The organism is Virgibacillus senegalensis (assembly GCF_000821245.2).
GTDB classification, from domain to species: Bacteria; Bacillota; Bacilli; order Bacillales; family Amphibacillaceae; genus Sediminibacillus; species Sediminibacillus senegalensis.
Genome location: NZ_LN611425.1, coordinates 304,745 through 323,064, shown reverse-complemented (window position 1 = coordinate 323,064; position 18,320 = coordinate 304,745). Strand labels below are relative to the sequence as shown.

Below are 18,320 nucleotides of genomic sequence, written 5' to 3'. Positions count from 1 at the left end.
CCAGTTTAACATAGATTTACCCTAACCGTTACACTTCATCCATCTATTTAGAAATGCGCAGGCGCCTCGTTCACCCTCGACTAGCTTAAGACAAGACTCGTCGTGGCGTTTTTTTGCCACCAGAGGATTGGCTTAAGACCTCGAGGGGGTAGGCGCCGGAGCTGGACATAGAAATGCGCAGGCGCCTCGTTCACCCCCGACTAGCTTAAGACAAGACTCGTCGTAGTCCCTTTTAACACGCAGGGAATGGACTTAATGCCACGAGGTACATATTTGAACTTTAGGCATGGCCAACTGGTTCTATAATAAAAGAAAAAACGGTTTTCGCCTTTCGCGAAAACCGCTTTCTTCTTTTATGCGCCCACTTGTTTAAATAATTAAGACAAGTGTTTTTGAACGAGGCGATTCACTTGTGAACCATCTGCCTGCCCTTTTACTTTGGGCATGATGGCACTCATTACACTGCCCATATCCTTTTTGGAAGTTGCGCCGACTTCCTGGATCGTTTCTTGAACAATTTGCTCAAGTTCTTCTTCCGTAAGCTGTTTCGGCATATATGCTTGTAAAACTTTTATTTCATCATCAAGTTTTTCTGCAAGATCATCGCGTCCAGCTTCTTTAAATTCTTGGAGGGAATCTTTTCGCTGTTTTAACTCTCTGGATAAAACAGTTAGTTCTTCTTCTTCAGATAATTCATCTTTACCAAGTTTGATGGCTTCATTTTGCAAGGAAGCTTTTACCATGCGGATGACACTCAAGGTTTGTTTATCCTTGTTTTTCATCGCCTGTTTCATATCCTGGTTCAGATGTTCAACTAATGACATATCTCTTCTACACCCTCTTTGTTACTTACGCTTTCTAGCAGCCTCAGATTTTTTCTTGCGGCGCACACTAGGTTTTTCATAAAATTCACGCTTGCGGTATTCAGACAATGTACCACTTTTAGATACACTGCGTTTGAAGCGACGAAGAGCATCTTCAAGAGACTCGTTTTTACGAACGCGAGTTGTGTTTGACATGCTAATTTCCCTCCCTCCGAAGCATACAACAGGTTTCTGGGACATATGTATCGTTCCATATGTCTCCCGACAATTATAATATATTGCTATTTCCGGGTCAACTTATTTCACAAGCTATTACTAATAAATTCTATTTTTTCTTCCATAGCAACTATTCTTCTTTCTTTAAAAAGGCTATTTCGCTACGCTTTACGGAGAAATTATACGCATACTCCTTTGGGGCGAGGAGTGTTCGAAGCTCCCGACAGAATCACCATTGTCTTTGAAAAAGCATTAAAAAGAAACTTTTTGCCAGACATGTTTCGATTACCTGTCCATATAATGTATCGAGGTGAGTGGTTTGGCGGATTTACTTTCTTTGTCTGCGGTATTTTTAATGCTGTTTTTTCTCGGTTTTCAAGTTTTGCGGACAGGCTTGCACCACATAGCCTTCCACAAAGTAGAGCCTTTACTGGCTGGCATGACGAAAAACCATTATTTCGGAATTTTGTCGGGTCTTCTCGCAACTGCAATTTTACAGAGCAGTTCCTTGATCATGGTACTGACGATTAGTTTCGTAAGTGTTGGCTTAATGACTTTCAAGCAATCATTAGGGATTATTCTGGGGGCTAACATTGGAACTACTGCAACGGGTGAATTATTGGCTTTCAGTCAATTTATTCCTGAATGGACGCTTGTTGTGGCTGGTGCCCTCCTCCTATTCACGAATTTGAAGGTATTTTTTGGAGCAGGTACCATTCTGTTTGGCATTGGCTCTGTCTTTGTAGCACTTGATGGATTTGAATCATTAGCCCCGATGATTGTGGAACTGCCACTACTGGCAGACGCTATCAATTTCACCCATTTAAATCCTGAAGCCGGTGTGATTATCGGGATGGTTTTCAGTGGTGCTATCCAATCATCGAGTGCAATGACCGGTATTACCATGAGCTTTTTAAATCAAGGGGTAATCAGCATGGCTGCCTCTATAGCTATCGTCCTGGGCGCAAATATCGGTACTTGCCTTACAGCAGTCCTTGCAGCTTTTAGCACAGGAAAACAAGCTGTGTTGACTGCGATGGCCCATGTTTGGTTCAATCTGTTCAGCGTTCTGATCTTTCTTCCTTTCTTAACCGGATTAACCAATCTTGCCGAAACATTGTCCAGCTATCCTATTAAGCAACTTGCTCATATTGCCGTGTTATTCAATGTAGTCTCTGTACTCCTATTTTTACCTATCATCGGTCCTTTTGAAAAGTTTATCATCCGGTTTCATGGAAAAACGGGCTGATAATAGATCGTACGCTGGAATTCCCAAACATTTTTCTACTGGTTTCTCGACCATGCGGCGTGGGTCTTCGGCAGCTTAAAATGTTACTCATTTTTTATTTCCTTTGTTATAAAAAAACACACTACCTGACATCCCCTTGTTATGAAAGGTATGCGCTGGCAGTGTGCTTTTTTCATTAGTAATCTGTGTCTGCTGTTTCTCCGGCAATGATTTGTACCCCGGCACTCGCGCCAATACGAGTCGCTCCAGCTTTAATCATCGCTTCCGTTGTTTCCCGGTCCCTGACACCTCCGGAAGCCTTGACTCCCATGTCTGGTCCAACTGTTTTTCTCATTAAGGCGATATCTTCAACGGTCGCACCTCCGCCTGAAAAGCCTGTCGACGTTTTCACAAAGTCAGCCCCCGCTTGTTTGGCAAGCTGACAAGCTGAAACTTTTTCTTCTTCATTAAGCAATGAAGTTTCAATGATTACTTTCGTAAGCGCCTGGGTCCCTGCTGCTTTCACGACAGCGGCTATATCCTTTTCTACTGTATCCGTATCACCGGCTTTCAAAGCTCCCACATTAATGACCATATCTACTTCAGTAGCACCATTTTTAATAGCTTGCTCTGTTTCAAATACTTTGGTTTCTGTCGTAGTCGCTCCTAAAGGAAACCCGATAACGGTACAGACTTTTACGTCAGTATCCTTTAACTGTTGATAGCAATAAGAAACCCAATAAGGATTGACACATACCGAAGCAAAGTGGTTTTCTTTTGCTTCCTGAATGATTTGATCAATCTTTGCCTTGGGGGTATCAGGTTTTAGTTGAGTATGGTCGATCATATTTGCTATATTTTTATCCATTAGTACCCTTCCTTTCTCGTTGTACGAACCTCTTAAACCATCATAGCATTTCCGTTTCAAAAAAACCAAATTTTGTTGAACAAACACTCATCAGATGCTGTTTCACAAGTAAAAAACCCGGCATTACCGGGTTTTTACCTTTATGGAGACTTATGAAAATGCCTTCGTTCAAAGCCCTAACCATGCTGTTTTTTATGAAATTTCTGCTTTTTGATTGATTTTCGGTTCATCCATGACTCGGACAAACTGTCCTTCGTTATATGGATATCCAGCTTTAGTGATTTTAACGCGAACGATTTTTCCAATCATATCATCATTTGCTTCAAATTTAACTTTTAAGTAGTTGTCTGTATAACCGACAAAAACATTATCGTCTGCATGTTCGTCGAAACGCTCTTCGGGAATCACTTCCAGTACCTCGCCTTCATACTGGGAAGCATATTCTTTGGCCTGCTGATCGGACAATTCAATCAAACGGTGGACGCGTTCATTTTTCACCTCATCCTCAATTTGATCTTTCATCCGTGCTGCAGGTGTTCCAGTCCGACGCGAAAAAGGGAATACATGAAGCTCAGAATAACCAATTTCCCTGATAAAATCATACGTTTCCTGAAATTCTTCCTCAGTTTCTCCCGGAAACCCAACAATAACATCGGAAGTAATCGCCAGTCCTGGAAGAGCTTGCTTGATTTTATCGATTTTCTCGCGATAAAAGTCAGCGGAATACTTTCTTCTCATCCGCTCTAACACCGTATTGGAACCAGATTGCAATGGAATATGGAGGTGACGGACTATTTTCTCCGACTGATCGAGCACTTCAATCACTTCGTCCGTAATCTGGCTCGCCTCAATAGAAGATATGCGGATACGTTTCAATCCTTCTACCTTTGCTTCTAAATCACGTAGCAATTGGGCGAAGTTGTAATCTTTCATATCCTCGCCGTACCCGGCAGTATGAATTCCTGTAAGGACAATTTCTTTGTAACCGGCATCGACCAGCTGTTGCGCTTGTTTTAAAACATTTTCGGGTTCTCTGGAACGCAACAGGCCGCGCGACCATGGAATGATACAGAAGGTACAGAAATTGTTGCACCCTTCCTGGATTTTCAGCGACGCTCTCGTTCGATCCGTAAACACAGGAACATCCATTTCTTCAAAAACGCGGTTTTTCATGATATTCGAAACCCCGTTGATCGGTTGCCTGCTCTGCTTATGCTGCTCGATATATTCAAGCATCTTTTCCCGATGCTGTGTGCCCACCACGACATCTACACCTGGAATCTCCATGATTTCACCAGGAGAAGTTTGTGCATAACACCCTGTAACACAAACAACTGCCTCTGGGTTTTTTCGGATAGCACGGCGGATTACCTGCCTGCTTTTTTTATCACCCGTATTGGTAACGGTACACGTGTTGATCACATACACATCGGATTGATGATCAAAGTCGACACGCTCATACCCTTCTTCTTTAAACTTTCTCCAAATTCCTTCTGTTTCATAATGGTTCACTTTACAACCTAATGTATGAAAAGCCACTGTAGGCATCTTCAACACCTCAATTCTTCAAAATGATACGAAATACTCGCCAGCAAATACAAAGGGGCAGTCTCTGTTCTAAGTATGCGTGGTCCAAGTCTTACCGGCTGAAAACCGTGAGATTTCAAGGATTCTGCTTCTTCTATTGTAAACCCGCCTTCAGGACCAATACAAGCCAAGATATTTTGCCCGGGTTCCAGACGCGCAAGAATTGCGCCCAAGCCTTGATAATCATCTGTTTTGGCCTCTTCCTCATAGGCGAATATTTTCACTGAATAGTTCTCGCTTTGTTTTATAAGACCGTCAAAACCGACAACAGTTTCTACGTCTGGTACGATCGTGCGATGCGATTGCTCGCTTGCTTCTTTCACTATTTTTCTGTATCTAACCAGTTTTTTTTCCGCTTTTTTATTATCCCACTTTACAATCGAACGTCCAGCCTGAAAAGGGATGAAGCCTGAAGCTCCAAGCTCGGTTCCCTTTTGAAGTACGACTTCCAGCTTGTCTCCTTTAGGAAGTCCCTGAGCGATTGTGATATGTACAGGCAGCTCTTTCGACTCGTCAAGCCACTCATCGATAGAAACAGAAACATACTCATCAGATATGGCGGTAATCGTACAGACGGCAGCCCGGCCTTCTGGAGTATTACAAATAATAGCGTCGCCTGGCTGCATCCGCATTACCCGATCGATATGATGCCGATCCTCTCCAGTAATCGTGACCATATTGTCCTGCCATCCTTCTTCTGGTACAAAGTATCGCTGCACTTATAGCACCTGCTTTGCTTCCGGTTTTTTTGCTATGAAAGAAATCCAATCTTCCATTTGATTAACTTCCATTATGTCAAATCCGCTATTTTCCAACTCCTGTCTTACCATTTGCTTTTTAGCCTGAATGATACCGGAAGTAATAAAGATTCCGCCTGGCTTTAAGCAATCATACGCTTCTTTGACAAAGCGGATAATAATTTCAGCGAGAATGTTGGAAACAATCATGTCAGCTTTTTCGGTTACATTGTCCAATAAGTTATTTTGCTTGGATTCAATTTTATCTTCTACCCGATTCAGTTTAGCATTGAGCACCGTGCTTTTCACAGCAATCTCATCTAAATCATAAGCTTTGACCTGCTCCGCTCCTAATAAAACGGATGCAATGCTTAAAACACCGGAACCGGAACCGACATCAAGTATTTTGTCCCCGTCCGAGACGAATCGCTCAAGCGCTTGTACACTCAAAACAGTTGTAGGATGTGTGCCGGTTCCAAAAGCCATACCCGGATCCAGTTCGATAATAATTTCATCGCTCGATACCGGAGTGTATTCCTCCCAAGTCGGTATGATGGTCACTTTTTCCGATATTTTCACCGGTTTATAATACTTCTTCCAAGCAGTCGCCCATTCTTCTTCATGAACTTCGCTTACCGTAATTTTATTCCTGCCGACATCAATGTCATAAACAAGCAGATTATTGATCGCCTGCTTGATCTCTTCTACTGTTTCCCCAAGAAAGCTGTTCACAGGCAAGTAAGCTTTTACATAAACGCCTTCTTCAGGGTAGTCATCTGGATTGAGTTCATAAATTTCCCCATAAAAGGTATCCCTTTCTTTTACCAAATCCCTGGGATCCTCAATGACTACTCCACTTGCACCTGCTTCATGAAGAATATTGGAAATCGGTTCTATTGCCTCATTTGTAGTATGAATTGTAATTTCTGACCACTTCACTGGAATCACCCGCTTCTTCAGAAATAAAGCCTGACATTCAAGCCTTGATTTTCAAATATTATGTAAGGTCATGCTGGTTACTAGCTAAAAATCAGGCAGGAAGTTACATAACATGTACCTTCCCGCCAGATTGCATTGCTAATCGTCATTCCCCTTTAAAGGCGCGTTTTACACGCTGGAAGAACGTTCCATGTTGTTCATCCGTTGGCTGATTTCCACTGATGTCATTAAACTCACGCAAGATTTCCTGCTGACGGTCTGTAAGGTTGGTCGGAGTCACCACGCGGATGTTCACATGCTGGTCTCCTTGTCCATAACCACGGACATTCGGTGCACCTTTCCCTTTCAGGCGGAAAGTCTTTCCAGTTTGGGTTCCAGCAGGAATCTTCAGCTTGACTTTACCGTGTACGGTTGGAACCTCGACCTCGTCTCCTAATGCTGCTTGAGCAAAAGTAATCGGCATTTCACAGAAAATGTGGTCGCCTTCACGCTGGTAAAATTCATGCGAACGTATTTGAACGACGACATACAAGTCTCCAGGAGGTCCGCCATTGACTCCTGCCTCACCTTGTCCCGATACGCGTATTTGTTGTCCTTCATCAATTCCAGCAGGAATAGTGATGTGGATTTTTTTCCGTTTTTTCACTTTCCCTGTTCCGCCACAAGTGCTGCATTTATCAGGGATGATTTTCCCAGTTCCTTGACAATAATGACAGACGCGTTTATTGACGACTCGGCCGAACGGAGTGTTTTGTTCCATATTTAATTGACCTGAACCATTACAATGTGAACATGTTTTCGGTTCAGTTCCTGGTTTTGCACCAGATCCATGGCATGTATCACATGTTTCTTCCCGCGGAATTTCAATATCTGTTTCTTTTCCGAAAATGGCTTCCTCAAAATCCAGCGTCATGGTGTACTGTAAATCCGCACCTTGCCTAGGTGCATTCGGATCACGTCTTCTGCCGCCACCGCCAAAGAACATATCGAAAATATCGCCAAATCCGCCGAAATCTTCGGCACCGCCGAATCCGCCGAATCCCTGGTTCTGTGGTCCTGCGTGTCCAAACTGGTCATATTGCGCTCTCTTTTGTTCGTCACCCAGTACTTCATATGCTTCTTTTGCTTCTTTAAATTTATCGGCTGCATCAGACTCTTTGTTTACGTCCGGATGATATTTTCGCGCCAATTTCCGGTATGCTTTTTTTATTTCATCCTTTGAAGCGTCTTTGGAGACGCCAAGTATTTCATAATAATCTCGTTTACTCACTTGAAGATCACTCTCCCGAATCTCTATAGCATAAAGTTTATCATAACATTATTTTCTGTTACCGAGCAAATTCTTGCATGTGTAGATAAAAGGGGCAATTAACTAATAGAAGCTTGATGAATAGGTGCTATTAATCCGTATAAGTGTAAAAAGCCAAAGCCAAGGGGATCCTGACTTTGACTTTTTTACACGTCCTTATATCAATTGCTTATTTTTTCTCCTCATCGTCGTCTACTTCTTCATAATCGGCGTCCACTACATCTTCGCCTTCCTGGCCGCCTTCACCTTGTTGAGCTTGGGCTTCGGCTTGTGCTTGTTCGTATAGCTTCACCGATAGGGCTTGCACTTGCTCTTGCAAGGCATCTTTTTTCGTTCTGATTTGTTCTAAGTCGCCCTCTTCAAGCGCCTTTTGTAATTCTTCTTTAGCGGATTCCGCTTTTTGTTTTTCATCTTCGGAAACCTTGTCACCAAGATCTTTGATTGTCTTATCTGTTGTAAAGACCAACTGGTCTGCTTCGTTGCGAAGCTCTACCTCTTCGCGACGCTTCTTGTCTGCTTCTGCATTCGCTTCAGCATCTTTGACCATTTGCTCCACTTCTTCATCAGAAAGACCGGAAGAAGATTTGATGGTAATAGATTGTTCTTTGTTGGTACCTAGATCTTTTGCACGTACGTTTACAATACCATTAGCGTCAATATCGAAGGAAACTTCGATTTGCGGCACACCTCGTGGCGCTGGTGGGATATCGGTCAATTGGAAACGGCCTAATGTTTTGTTATCAGCGGCCATTTCACGCTCCCCTTGAAGTACGTGAATATCCACTGCTGTTTGATTATCCGCTGCAGTCGAAAATACTTGAGAATGGCTGGTTGGAATAGTAGTATTCCGTTCAATCAATTTGGTCGTTACGCCGCCCATTGTTTCAATACCCAAAGAAAGTGGAGTAACGTCAAGCAATACTACATCCTTGACATCGCCTTGAAGCACGCCGCCCTGGATAGCAGCACCTAGCGCTACTACTTCATCAGGGTTAACACCTTTAGATGGCTCGCTTCCGATTTCTTTTTTGATGGCCTCTTGCACAGCAGGGATACGAGTTGATCCACCCACTAGAAGCACTTTGTCGATTTCTCCTGCGCTCATTCCTGCATCCTTTAACGCCTGGCGGGTTGGTCCCATCGTACGCTCCACAAGTCCGGCAGACAATTCATCGAATTTTGCACGCGTCAGGTTCATTTCCAAATGGAGAGGACCTGCATCGCCAGCTGTGATGAACGGAAGGGAAATTTGTGTTTGCGCAACCCCTGATAGATCTTTTTTCGCTTTTTCGGCAGCATCTTTCAGACGTTGTAACGCCATATTATCTTGAGAAAGGTCGATACCATTTTCTTTTTTAAATTCTGCGACCATGTGGTCGATGATTACCTGGTCAAAATCGTCACCACCAAGGCGGTTATCCCCGGCAGTCGATACAACTTCGAATGTGCCTTCGCCAATATCCAAAATCGATACGTCGAAAGTACCGCCACCTAAGTCATAAACAAGAATAGTCTGGTCTTGGTCATCTTTATCAATACCATAAGCCAAAGCAGCTGCAGTTGGCTCGTTGATGATCCGCTCTACTTCAAGACCGGCGATTTTACCCGCATCTTTTGTTGCTTGGCGTTCCGCGTCATTGAAATAAGCAGGAACAGTAATGACCGCTTTATCGACAGTTTCTCCTAGATAGTCTTCAGCATAAGATTTGATATACTGTAGAATAATCGCAGACATTTCCTGCGGTGTGTACTCTTTTCCTTCAATTTCCACTTTGTAGTCTGTACCCATATGGCGTTTGATTGATTGAATCGTGTTTTTATTCGTTATCGCCTGACGTTTGGCGACTTCTCCAACTTGTCTTTCACCATTCTTGAATGCAACAACAGAAGGAGTTGTACGGTTACCTTCAGGGTTCGGGATTACCTTGGATTCTCCACCTTCCATTACTGCTACACAAGAGTTTGTTGTTCCTAAGTCAATTCCAATAATTTTTCCCATGTCTAATTTCCTCCTTTACAGCGTATGTAGTCATTGATTGACTTTTACCATGGCCGGCCTGATAACCCGGTCTTTCAGTAAATAGCCTTTTTGCAATTCTTGTACTACTACATTGGATTCGTATTGATCATCTTCCACCTGCATAACTGCCTGGTGAACAGTCGGATCGAACACTTCACCCTCTGTTTTAATCTCTTCAACGCCCTCTTTTTCCAAGGCATCTTTAAGCTGGCGATAAACCATCTTAATCCCATCCACAAATCCTGCAGCCGTTTCGTCGTCAGGCACTGTATCCAGCGCTCTTTCAAAGTTATCGACAACAGGGAGCAATTCGGTTACAAGTGTTTGGGATTTATACTTTAGGTCCGCCTCTTTCTCTTTTTGCGTCCGTTTACGGAAATTATCATACTCAGCTTGTATTCTCAACAATCGTTGATAAACCTCATCTTTTTCCTTCTTTAACGCTTCAATTTCCTGAGCGGCCTGCTGGTCGGTTTCTTGTTCACCTGCATCTTCCTGGTCTTCTACCAGTTCTTGTTCAGGTTCTTCCACTACTTCTTGTTCCTGTTTTTCCTGATCTTTTTCTTCCACGATTGTCACCTCCTAAGCAACCTCTCCCATCATAACCATTGTAGAATATATCATGAAAATGGGATGGGTTAAATGAATTCGTTTGAATTTGCGGCAAACAATTTTGTCTGCACACAAAGAAGGGATGGGAAAACTGCTTCCCATCATATCAGCTATACCCGTGATTAATCTGTTTCATACAGGGAGTGGAAAGTATTGGTCAAGCGTTTGGAAAGTACATTCAGCAAACTGATCACCCTGGAATATTCCATTCTTGTCGGACCTAACAAAGCCAAAGTTCCCATTTGCTTGTCGCCGATCGAATAAGTAGCGGTAATCAAACTGCAATCCTGCATGGCATCCAGTTTATTCTCCTGCCCGATGGATACCTTGATTCCATCTTTTTCGGTGCGGAGAAGGCTCGCAACCAACTCTTCCTGTTCCATCATCGAATACAGAGACCTTATTTTTTCCACATCTTTAAATTCCGGCTGCATCAGTATGTTGGTTTTTCCGCCCACATAAAGCTTCACCGGATGATCGTCAAACAGAGCTCCATTTAAATAATGATAGGCTGTCTGATAATCACGCGTATGTGCCCGCAGTAACGCCGATACTTCTGCTTTCAATTTTTCTTGCAGCTTGATAATCGGCACACCTGCCAGTTTGTCATTCAGTATATTGACCAGTTTTTCCAAGTCGGCCGCGTTGATCTCGTGTGATACATTGAAAGACCGATGTTCCACATGACCTGTATTGGTAACCAGGATCGCGACAGCTGTATTGGCCGTCAAACTGATAATTTGCAGCTGTTTCAGCTTTGTTTCGAAAACTTCAGGCCCAAGAATGATAGACGTATAGTTTGTCAAATCTGAAAGAATACCGGCCGACTTTTGCACAACCCGTTCAAATTCCAGCATTTCCTCTTCAAAGGTATGCGTTATAATTTCCAATTCGGAATTGGAAAGAGAAAAGGGCGAAAGAAGGTGGTCGACATAAAACCTGTACCCTTTTTCAGACGGCACTCTGCCTGAAGAAGAATGCGTCTTCTCAATAAACCCCATTTCCTCCAAATCGGCCATTTCGTTCCGAATCGTGGCGGAACTGAAGGTCACTTCGTCCTTCTTTGCAATTGCCCTGGAACCTATGGGTTGTGCAGTAGTGATGAATTCATCAATAATAACTTGTAATACGAGCAACTGTCTATTTGATAACATCGATGATCACCCCTGTTAGCACTCTTTAGTAGCGAGTGCTAAATCTACTATTAAATTATCAAATCGATTGTTCCTTGTCAATAAGTAAGCTCCAGTGTTTCATCACTCAGAAGAAACTCTTGAAATACTTCGTTTCCAAACAACAAACCTTCCGATGTCAGCCTTAGGAACCCCGATTTCTCGGTAATCCATCCTTTGTTTTTCAATTGTTTGATTGCATCCCCGTATAACTGATCTATATTCCGGCCGTATTTCTCTTGGAAAATCTGCTTAGAAACTCCTTGACGCTTGCGGAGTCCGAGGAACATTTCTTCCTCAAGCTGCTCTTTCAGACCAATCGGTTCTGTGTGAAGCACCGGTTTACCATCTGTTAGCGCCTGCTTTACATATGCCGGTAATGGGCGAAGATTGACTGTTCGTTTACCAGGTAAATAACCATGAGCGCCAGCGCCCATTCCATAATAATGCTCATTATTCCAGTACGTAAGATTGTGTCGGCTTTCAAAACCAGGTTTGGCAAAGTTGCTTATTTCATACTGTTTAATCCCATGGTTCTCCATTTGCTTTGTTAAAAGCTCGTACATATCTGCTTCTGCTTCTTCCGGCGGCTTATGCAGCTTCCCCTTCTTATATCGTTGATAAAAGACGGTCTTTGGCTCGATTTGCAAAGAATAAGCAGAGTAATGAGGAAGCTGAAAGGATAATGCTTCCTGAAGTGTCCGTTCAAAATGTTCCAGTGTCTGATTGGGCAGGCTGTAAATTAAATCGATGCTGATGTTTTGGAAACCATGTTTTTTCAAGGCGTTCACATTCTGGTAGACATCTTTCACACGGTGGACCCTTCCGATAAATTCCAGCATGTCATCATCAAATACTTGGACCCCCATGGAAATTCGCCGTACCCCATAATGCTTTAGAAGTTTGATTTTTTCATCATCCAGATCCCCGGGGTTTGCTTCGAAGGAATATTCCTCGCAAGACCCGACTTCAAAATACTTATCGATCATTTTGAGCAGCTTTTCCAGCTGGCTGCTGTTTAATGCTGTAGGTGTTCCGCCGCCTACAAAAATTGTTTTCATCGGCTGTTTGGGGTCGTTAATGTAGGTGGACATTTCCTTCTCCAAAGCGTCGAGATATTCATCTACAAGTGGTTCGTTATAGAAAAACTTCGTAAAATCACAGTAATGGCAAATTTGTTGGCAAAAAGGGATATGGATATAAACGGATTGGACCATTTGTGTCGCTCCTTCTCTACTTTTGTAGCTAATCTTGTTGATTATCAGTGAAGGAGCTGTTCCAGGAAAGAACAGCTCCTTCTATATATTCCGTTATGGGCATGTCTTTATATCAATGAATCGAATAACTGAAAGTTCCCCGTCATCTTCATTAAGCATGGTTCGTTACACGGGTCATTCCTCATCCATTTTGAGCACGGACATGAAGGCTTCTTGCGGTACTTCTACAGAGCCTACCATCTTCATCCGCTTTTTCCCTTCTTTTTGCTTTTCCAGGAGCTTACGCTTTCGGGAAATATCCCCTCCATAACATTTTGAAAGCACGTTTTTCCGCATTGCTTTAATGGTAGAACGAGCAACCACCTTGTTACCGATAGCCGCCTGAACAGGCACCTCGAATTGTTGTCTCGGGATCAAATTTTTCAACTTATCGACAATCTGTTTCCCGCGTTCATAAGCAAAATCCCTATGAACGATGAACGAAAGTGCGTCGATCGTGTCTCCATTAAGCAGAATATCCATCTTCACCAGATTGGATTGCTTGTAGCCGATCAACTCGTAATCAAACGAGGCATACCCTTTCGTCTGGGATTTCAATTGATCAAAGAAGTCGTACACGATTTCTGACAGTGGTATGTCATAGATCACATTCACTCTGACATCATCTAAATACTGCATGTCAATGAAATCGCCGCGTTTCTTTTGACAAAGTTCCATAACAGCTCCCACGTAATCGTTGGGCACCATGACAGTTGCTTTCACGTATGGTTCCCGCACTTCCTGAACACTTTGCGGATCAGGCATAACCGAAGGATTATCTACTTCGATCTCTTCTCCATCTGTCAAAGCGACTTGATAGATAACACTTGGAGCAGTGGTAATCAATTCAATATTGAACTCTCTCTCGATCCGTTCCTGGATGATTTCCATGTGCAGCATGCCCAGAAATCCACAACGGAAACCGAATCCTAATGCCTGGGAAGTTTCCGCCTCATATTGCAAAGATGAATCATTCAATTCGAGGCGCTCCAGCGCTTCGCGTAAATCATTGTAATTATTTGCATCCACAGGATACATGCCGCAAAAAACCATCGGGTTCAATCGTTTGTATCCAGGCAGCGCTTCGGAAGCAGGATTTTCACTCAGTGTAATGGTGTCACCGACCTGGCTGTCGCCGACGTTTTTAATCGATGCAGTTAAATACCCTACATCTCCTACCGTTAATTCATCCTGAGGGAACGGTTTCGGATTGAATACTCCCAGTTCGTTCACTTCAAATTCTTTTCCGGTTGCCATCATTTTAATCTTGTCGCCTACTTTGACAGATCCTTCTTTCACACAAATATAGGCGATAACTCCACGGTATGGATCATACAAGGAGTCGAAGATCAAAGCCTTTAATGGCTCTTCAGCATTTCCCGGCGGAGCAGGGATTCGCTCTACGATTTGCTCGAGTATCTCGTCGATTCCGATTCCCGATTTACCGCTGGCAAGGATAGCATCATCTGCGGGAATGCCAATTACATCTTCAATTTCTTTTTTTACTCTTTCCGGGTCGGCGCTCGGTAAATCGATTTTATTGATCACCGGAATAATTTCCAAATCGTTGTCAAGAGCCAGGTACACATTAGCCAGCGTTTGGGCCTCTATTCCCTGTGCAGCATCCACCACCAGAATGGCCCCTTCACAGGCAGCCAAGCTTCGCGACACTTCATATGTAAAGTCGACGTGACCAGGTGTATCGATTAGATGGAATAAATATTCCTCTCCATTATTCCGTTGATATTTTAACTGAACGGCATTTAATTTTATGGTGATTCCCCGTTCCCGTTCCAAGTCCATGGCATCGAGAAACTGCTCTTTCATTTCACGGGAAGTAAGTGCTTTAGTCTTTTCTAAAATTCTGTCGGCAAGCGTCGATTTTCCATGATCAATATGGGCGATAATGGAAAAATTACGTACCCTATTTTGATTTCTTGCATTAACCAATGATGATCACTCCTATTTGTCGAGCAACAATAACTAGCATTGATTATAGCAGTAGGAAGCGATACATTCAACGAAAACAAAGATGTTAGGGGCAAATAAGTGACAACAGACCGTTTGCGACAGATTTTCTTGCGTTTCACTACCTGCTATCCTTTTTGAAAAAACGTCACCTACAGCTCCAATCACATTTTAAAAAAATACTTGGACAAGCTGATAAATGGCAGCGATCATCTGATTGTAGAACCAGCTCAAGAAACTCCCGAGGGAAGCCGCCAGCTTTTGCGTCAAATGAGTCTCCTTGACCGGCTCATAGTCTTTGCTGGCAGCCAGAATAGAATCCTCTTCCGGTTCTTGAACGGTTACTAAAGGAACTTTTTCTTTTTCGGAGACTAAACGGATGTTTTGTCCATTACCTGACCCTTCTCCCACTGGTTCTTCAGAAACTTGGTTGATTCCCGTCAGCATCCCAAACAGAAACAACAGCACCATAACGAATAAAGTGAAAAAAACCTTTGCCATCGGCGCACCTCCTAAGGATTTGCCTGAACTTTTTCTGCATCCCAATAATAATCGCTGAAGACTTCTGCCAAAGCCGCTGCAGAACGGTACAGTTCATCCATATTATTGTCGACACCGCCAAATTCGATTGTCAGGGCATTGTCCGAAACATCCTGATTGTAAACGCCATTCCTTCCCGGTCCGCCGTATTTCTCAACACCTCTGCTTAACCCGGGATATTTTTCTTCCATCAAATTATGAAGCTCATTGGCGAGCTGAAGATTCTTTTCGTAATTCACATTTTCTCTTCCTAACACAAACATGACTTTCGCATAATTTTTTCCGTCTATCTTTTTCGTTGTCACGTCTCTTCCCATAGCGTCCCGGTGAAGATCGAACACAAAATCCAGATCTTTGTTGTCTGCCAGTGCAGCCTCTACCACCGGCTTCGATGCACGATAGGAATCCGCAGTATAATCCCAGCCCTTTTTCTGCAGTTCACCTGTATTATCCGTATGGTCTACTTGGGTGCCGACACCATGCTCCTCCAGACGATTTTTCAATTCATCACTCACTTTAGTAATATTGACTTCAGCATGGAACGCTTCATTCGGATTATCGACATCTGGTAAATGCGGCAGGAACGACTCCCGATTATGGGTGTTATAAATGAACACCACTTTCCTATCCCCTGTTGTCGGCTGACTGGTTTGTTCTTCCTTTTCTTTCTCATCGGCTTCTTCCGACACTTTTTCCTCCGGAAGAGAAGCTTCCCTTTCCTCCAGGACTACATCCAAGGGTGCAGAAGATTCAACTGTTAGGTTCGTGTAATTCGTTCCTTCTCCGGCAACCAGGATGACCCGATCAAATTGCTGAAATCCAGGCAGTTCATTGCCGAGCAGACTCCGTGGATCTTCCGGTTTTAAACTGGTGGTAAACCGAAAAGCCAAATCAGATGTATCTAATGGCTGATAGTCGTCTGGGAATGCACTTTCGAACACTCTGTTCTCCATTCCTACTAGGTAAAGGAATGAGGAACCTTTAATTTGTCTTGTCCATTCCGTGATGGTGCCCGAGGACAGCCTGTAGGCAGGTTGAATCGTTGTTAGCACTCCTATAAAAAGGAACAAAGCCGCTATACTTATAATGAGCATACTGCCGTTTCGATACCACGGCTTTGTTCTGTTCACAAATTCATGTATGGTTGTCGTTTTCCGGATCGGCTTCTTCATGGTTCCATCCTTCCTGTCTTTTCTATCATCTTTAATAGAATCTATGAAGAGACAGGATAAAGTAGAACATCTAATTTTCCGTAGCTTGTCTAAAAGAAATCAGCGGGTATAGGAGCCAAAGTTTTTCACATTTATATTTTCATGGAGGGCGGCATTCAGACCGGATGCAATGAGATGTGCCATGTCCTCCATATAACCGTCGACTTCTTTCGGTGTCACCATTAAATTATGTCCCAATGGTGTTAGTACTTCTTTAATAAGTGAGCGTTTTTCCTCCTCGGAAAGACCTCCCACCATTCCTAATACCGCTTTTCTTTGCTCTTCCCCAGGGAGGTCCTCTTCTGTTAACTCTCGCTTTCCAAAAGACAACCCAGCAGGGGTCAAGGCTTTTGAGGGCTTGTCTTTTTCCCTGAATTCCCTCCCGAAGTGCTTGAGCAGGTAATCAATTGTATCACTTGTTATCGTGACGGCATCGACGACAGTAGGGACGCCTACTGCTATCACCGGTATTCCTAGAGCGTCTTTACTGATTTCTTTCCGTTTGTTTCCTACTCCGGAGCCTGGGTGTATACCTGAATCCGATATTTGAATCGTAGCATTTACGCGTTCTACCGATCTGGAAGCCAAGGCATCAACAGCTATGACAAAGTCCGGTTTCACTTGATTGATCAATCCGAAGATAATATCACTCGTTTCAATCCCTGTTACGCCCATAACCCCTGGAGTCATGGCCGAAACGGGACGATAGCCTTCCTCTACATACTCCGGATGCAAGTTAAACAAATGACTGGTGACCATGATTTTTTCTACCGTCATCGGACCGAGAGCATCCGGGGTAATATTCCAATTCCCAAGCCCCACTACCAGGCAGGTTGCATCCTGAGGAATTTTACTCTGTTTAATCAATTCTCCCATTTCTTTTGCCAAAACTTTGGCCGTCTGTTCCTGGCTTTTCGAATCCTGTTTTTTTACTGACTCGGAATGAATCGTGACATAGTTTCCCGCCTTTTTGCCGAGTGCTTGTGCCCCTGTTTCATCTATTTGAACATAGGTGATCGTATCCTCACCTTCCTGCCTTTCTTTGGTGGTTACGCCCTTTATCGTGCTTTCATCTGTATTCTCTTTTTCAACATACATATCTTTTGCTTCGACAGCTAAATCGGTTCGGACCTGATACATGTTTTGATCGTCGTTGTTCATGATGTTACGGCCTCCCTTTTTTTACGATTAGGGTTGCCGGTTTTACTGTTAATCATACGAAATATCGTTTATACTGAAAGATAGCTATTGAAAAGCGGCTGACGCTTTGGTAAAATGGCTCTTGTTCTAAATGAACTTAATAGAGATGTTTTCTATGGAGGTGAAACTAAATGGCTAATATCAAATCTGCAATTAAACGTGTCCGTACAAACAACGATCACCACTTGCGCAACCAATCCTTCAAAACAGATATGCGTACACAGATTAAGCGTGTAGAAAACTTTGTTAATAGCAATGATGTCGAAAATGCGAAAGCAGCCCTTAAGACTGCTACTCATAAAATTGACAAAGCTGTTCAAAAAGGGATCGTACACAAAAACAAAGGCAATCGCCAAAAAGCTCGTCTCGCAAAAAGCGTTAACGAACTCGGAGCATAATGGAATGCTGATTTATGACCAACACAAACGATCCTGACGCAGGATCGTTTTTATTTTCCATTAATCAGCAGGATAACGACATAATAAATTGCTTGGAAGAGGAGCTTCAATCAATAAAGTACCTCCTTCCTAATAAAAAAACATCAGCGTAACATGACGCTGATGTTTTTTAGGTTCTCTGGCAAATGTGTGATTTTGGATTTTTTTACTCTGCACACTGCGATACTTGGTATAG

Annotated in this window: 17 protein-coding genes; 2 read left to right on the top strand and 15 right to left on the bottom strand. The window is 43.1% G+C overall.

Annotated elements, in window-relative coordinates; translation table 11 throughout:
- Positions 1–377: 377 nt before the first annotated feature.
- Both BN1067_RS12250 and rpsU read right to left on the bottom strand, forming a co-directional pair.
- Positions 378–824 (bottom strand): GatB/YqeY domain-containing protein, encoded by a 447-nt coding sequence (locus tag BN1067_RS12250; RefSeq protein ID WP_053219126.1) that lies wholly within the window; start codon positions 822–824, stop codon positions 378–380.
- A gap of 21 nt (positions 825–845) precedes the next feature.
- Positions 846–1,019, bottom strand: coding sequence for a 30S ribosomal protein S21 (rpsU, locus tag BN1067_RS12245; protein WP_067837072.1), 174 nt, complete (start codon positions 1,017–1,019; stop codon positions 846–848).
- Positions 1,020–1,359: 340 nt separating this feature from the next.
- Here rpsU and BN1067_RS12240 point away from each other — a divergent pair, with 340 nt between their 5' ends.
- Positions 1,360–2,289: a Na/Pi symporter gene (locus BN1067_RS12240; protein WP_053219124.1), complete on the top strand. Its 930-nt coding sequence runs from the start codon at positions 1,360–1,362 to the stop codon at positions 2,287–2,289.
- A 175-nt stretch (positions 2,290–2,464) separates the two neighbouring features.
- Here the strand turns inward: BN1067_RS12240 and deoC are convergent, their stop codons facing one another.
- The 13 genes from deoC to gpr all read right to left on the bottom strand — a co-directional run bounded on the left by deoC (position 2,465) and on the right by gpr (position 17,648).
- The gene (deoC, locus tag BN1067_RS12235) at positions 2,465–3,136 is read right to left on the bottom strand and encodes a deoxyribose-phosphate aldolase (protein ID WP_053219123.1); all 672 of its coding nucleotides are present in this window, start codon (positions 3,134–3,136) and stop codon (positions 2,465–2,467) included.
- A gap of 192 nt (positions 3,137–3,328) precedes the next feature.
- Positions 3,329–4,684, bottom strand: a complete 1,356-nt coding sequence (gene mtaB, locus BN1067_RS12230) for a tRNA (N(6)-L-threonylcarbamoyladenosine(37)-C(2))-methylthiotransferase MtaB (RefSeq protein WP_053219122.1) — start codon at positions 4,682–4,684, stop codon at positions 3,329–3,331.
- 2 nt (positions 4,685–4,686) lie between these two features.
- Positions 4,687–5,442, bottom strand: coding sequence for a 16S rRNA (uracil(1498)-N(3))-methyltransferase (locus tag BN1067_RS12225; RefSeq protein ID WP_053219121.1), 756 nt, complete (start codon positions 5,440–5,442; stop codon positions 4,687–4,689).
- The gene (prmA, locus tag BN1067_RS12220) at positions 5,443–6,399 is read right to left on the bottom strand and encodes a 50S ribosomal protein L11 methyltransferase (protein ID WP_053219120.1); all 957 of its coding nucleotides are present in this window, start codon (positions 6,397–6,399) and stop codon (positions 5,443–5,445) included. It abuts the gene before it with no gap.
- A 145-nt stretch (positions 6,400–6,544) separates the two neighbouring features.
- Positions 6,545–7,669, bottom strand: a complete 1,125-nt coding sequence (gene dnaJ, locus BN1067_RS12215) for a molecular chaperone DnaJ (protein WP_053219119.1) — start codon at positions 7,667–7,669, stop codon at positions 6,545–6,547.
- Between the two features lie 208 nt (positions 7,670–7,877).
- Complete coding sequence (gene dnaK, locus BN1067_RS12210; RefSeq protein WP_053219118.1) at positions 7,878–9,707, bottom strand: molecular chaperone DnaK; 1,830 nt, start codon at positions 9,705–9,707, stop codon at positions 7,878–7,880.
- A gap of 30 nt (positions 9,708–9,737) precedes the next feature.
- Entirely contained in the window at positions 9,738–10,298 is a 561-nt protein-coding gene (gene grpE / locus BN1067_RS12205) for a nucleotide exchange factor GrpE (RefSeq protein ID WP_053219117.1), read from the bottom strand.
- A 164-nt stretch (positions 10,299–10,462) separates the two neighbouring features.
- Entirely contained in the window at positions 10,463–11,494 is a 1,032-nt protein-coding gene (gene hrcA, locus BN1067_RS12200; RefSeq protein WP_053219116.1) for a heat-inducible transcriptional repressor HrcA, read from the bottom strand.
- A 77-nt stretch (positions 11,495–11,571) separates the two neighbouring features.
- Positions 11,572–12,729, bottom strand: coding sequence for a radical SAM family heme chaperone HemW (gene hemW, locus BN1067_RS12195; protein ID WP_053219115.1), 1,158 nt, complete (start codon positions 12,727–12,729; stop codon positions 11,572–11,574).
- Positions 12,730–12,903: 174 nt separating this feature from the next.
- A complete protein-coding gene (gene lepA, locus BN1067_RS12190; protein WP_053219114.1) occupies positions 12,904–14,718 on the bottom strand; it encodes a translation elongation factor 4 in 1,815 nt (604 codons plus the stop codon).
- Positions 14,719–14,907: 189 nt separating this feature from the next.
- Positions 14,908–15,237, bottom strand: coding sequence for a hypothetical protein (locus tag BN1067_RS12185; RefSeq protein WP_053219113.1), 330 nt, complete (start codon positions 15,235–15,237; stop codon positions 14,908–14,910).
- 11 nt (positions 15,238–15,248) lie between these two features.
- On the bottom strand, positions 15,249–16,448 hold the full coding sequence (gene spoIIP, locus BN1067_RS12180) for a stage II sporulation protein P (RefSeq protein ID WP_324777893.1): 1,200 nt from the start codon (positions 16,446–16,448) through the stop codon (positions 15,249–15,251).
- 99 nt (positions 16,449–16,547) lie between these two features.
- Entirely contained in the window at positions 16,548–17,648 is a 1,101-nt protein-coding gene (gpr, locus tag BN1067_RS12175) for a GPR endopeptidase (RefSeq protein WP_053219112.1), read from the bottom strand.
- 170 nt (positions 17,649–17,818) lie between these two features.
- Between gpr and rpsT the strand changes: the two genes are divergently transcribed.
- Entirely contained in the window at positions 17,819–18,085 is a 267-nt protein-coding gene (gene rpsT, locus BN1067_RS12170; protein ID WP_053219111.1) for a 30S ribosomal protein S20, read from the top strand.
- The last annotated feature ends 235 nt before the right edge of the window (positions 18,086–18,320 follow it).

Bases quoted from the DNA above. Each gene is read 5' to 3' on its own strand.
- spoIIP (WP_324777893.1), bottom strand. From the start codon at position 16,448: ATGAAGAAGCCGATCCGGAAAACGACAACCATACATGAATTTGTGAAC.
- mtaB (WP_053219122.1), bottom strand. From the start codon at position 4,684: ATGCCTACAGTGGCTTTTCATACATTAGGTTGTAAAGTGAACCATTAT.
- BN1067_RS12250 (WP_053219126.1), bottom strand. From the start codon at position 824: ATGTCATTAGTTGAACATCTGAACCAGGATATGAAACAGGCGATGAAA.
- BN1067_RS12185 (WP_053219113.1), bottom strand. From the start codon at position 15,237: ATGGCAAAGGTTTTTTTCACTTTATTCGTTATGGTGCTGTTGTTTCTG.
- dnaK (WP_053219118.1), bottom strand. From the start codon at position 9,707: ATGGGAAAAATTATTGGAATTGACTTAGGAACAACAAACTCTTGTGTA.
- hrcA (WP_053219116.1), bottom strand. From the start codon at position 11,494: ATGTTATCAAATAGACAGTTGCTCGTATTACAAGTTATTATTGATGAA.
- rpsT (WP_053219111.1), top strand. From the start codon at position 17,819: ATGGCTAATATCAAATCTGCAATTAAACGTGTCCGTACAAACAACGAT.
- rpsU (WP_067837072.1), bottom strand. From the start codon at position 1,019: ATGTCAAACACAACTCGCGTTCGTAAAAACGAGTCTCTTGAAGATGCT.
- gpr (WP_053219112.1), bottom strand. From the start codon at position 17,648: ATGAACAACGACGATCAAAACATGTATCAGGTCCGAACCGATTTAGCT.
- hemW (WP_053219115.1), bottom strand. From the start codon at position 12,729: ATGGTCCAATCCGTTTATATCCATATCCCTTTTTGCCAACAAATTTGC.
- deoC (WP_053219123.1), bottom strand. From the start codon at position 3,136: ATGGATAAAAATATAGCAAATATGATCGACCATACTCAACTAAAACCT.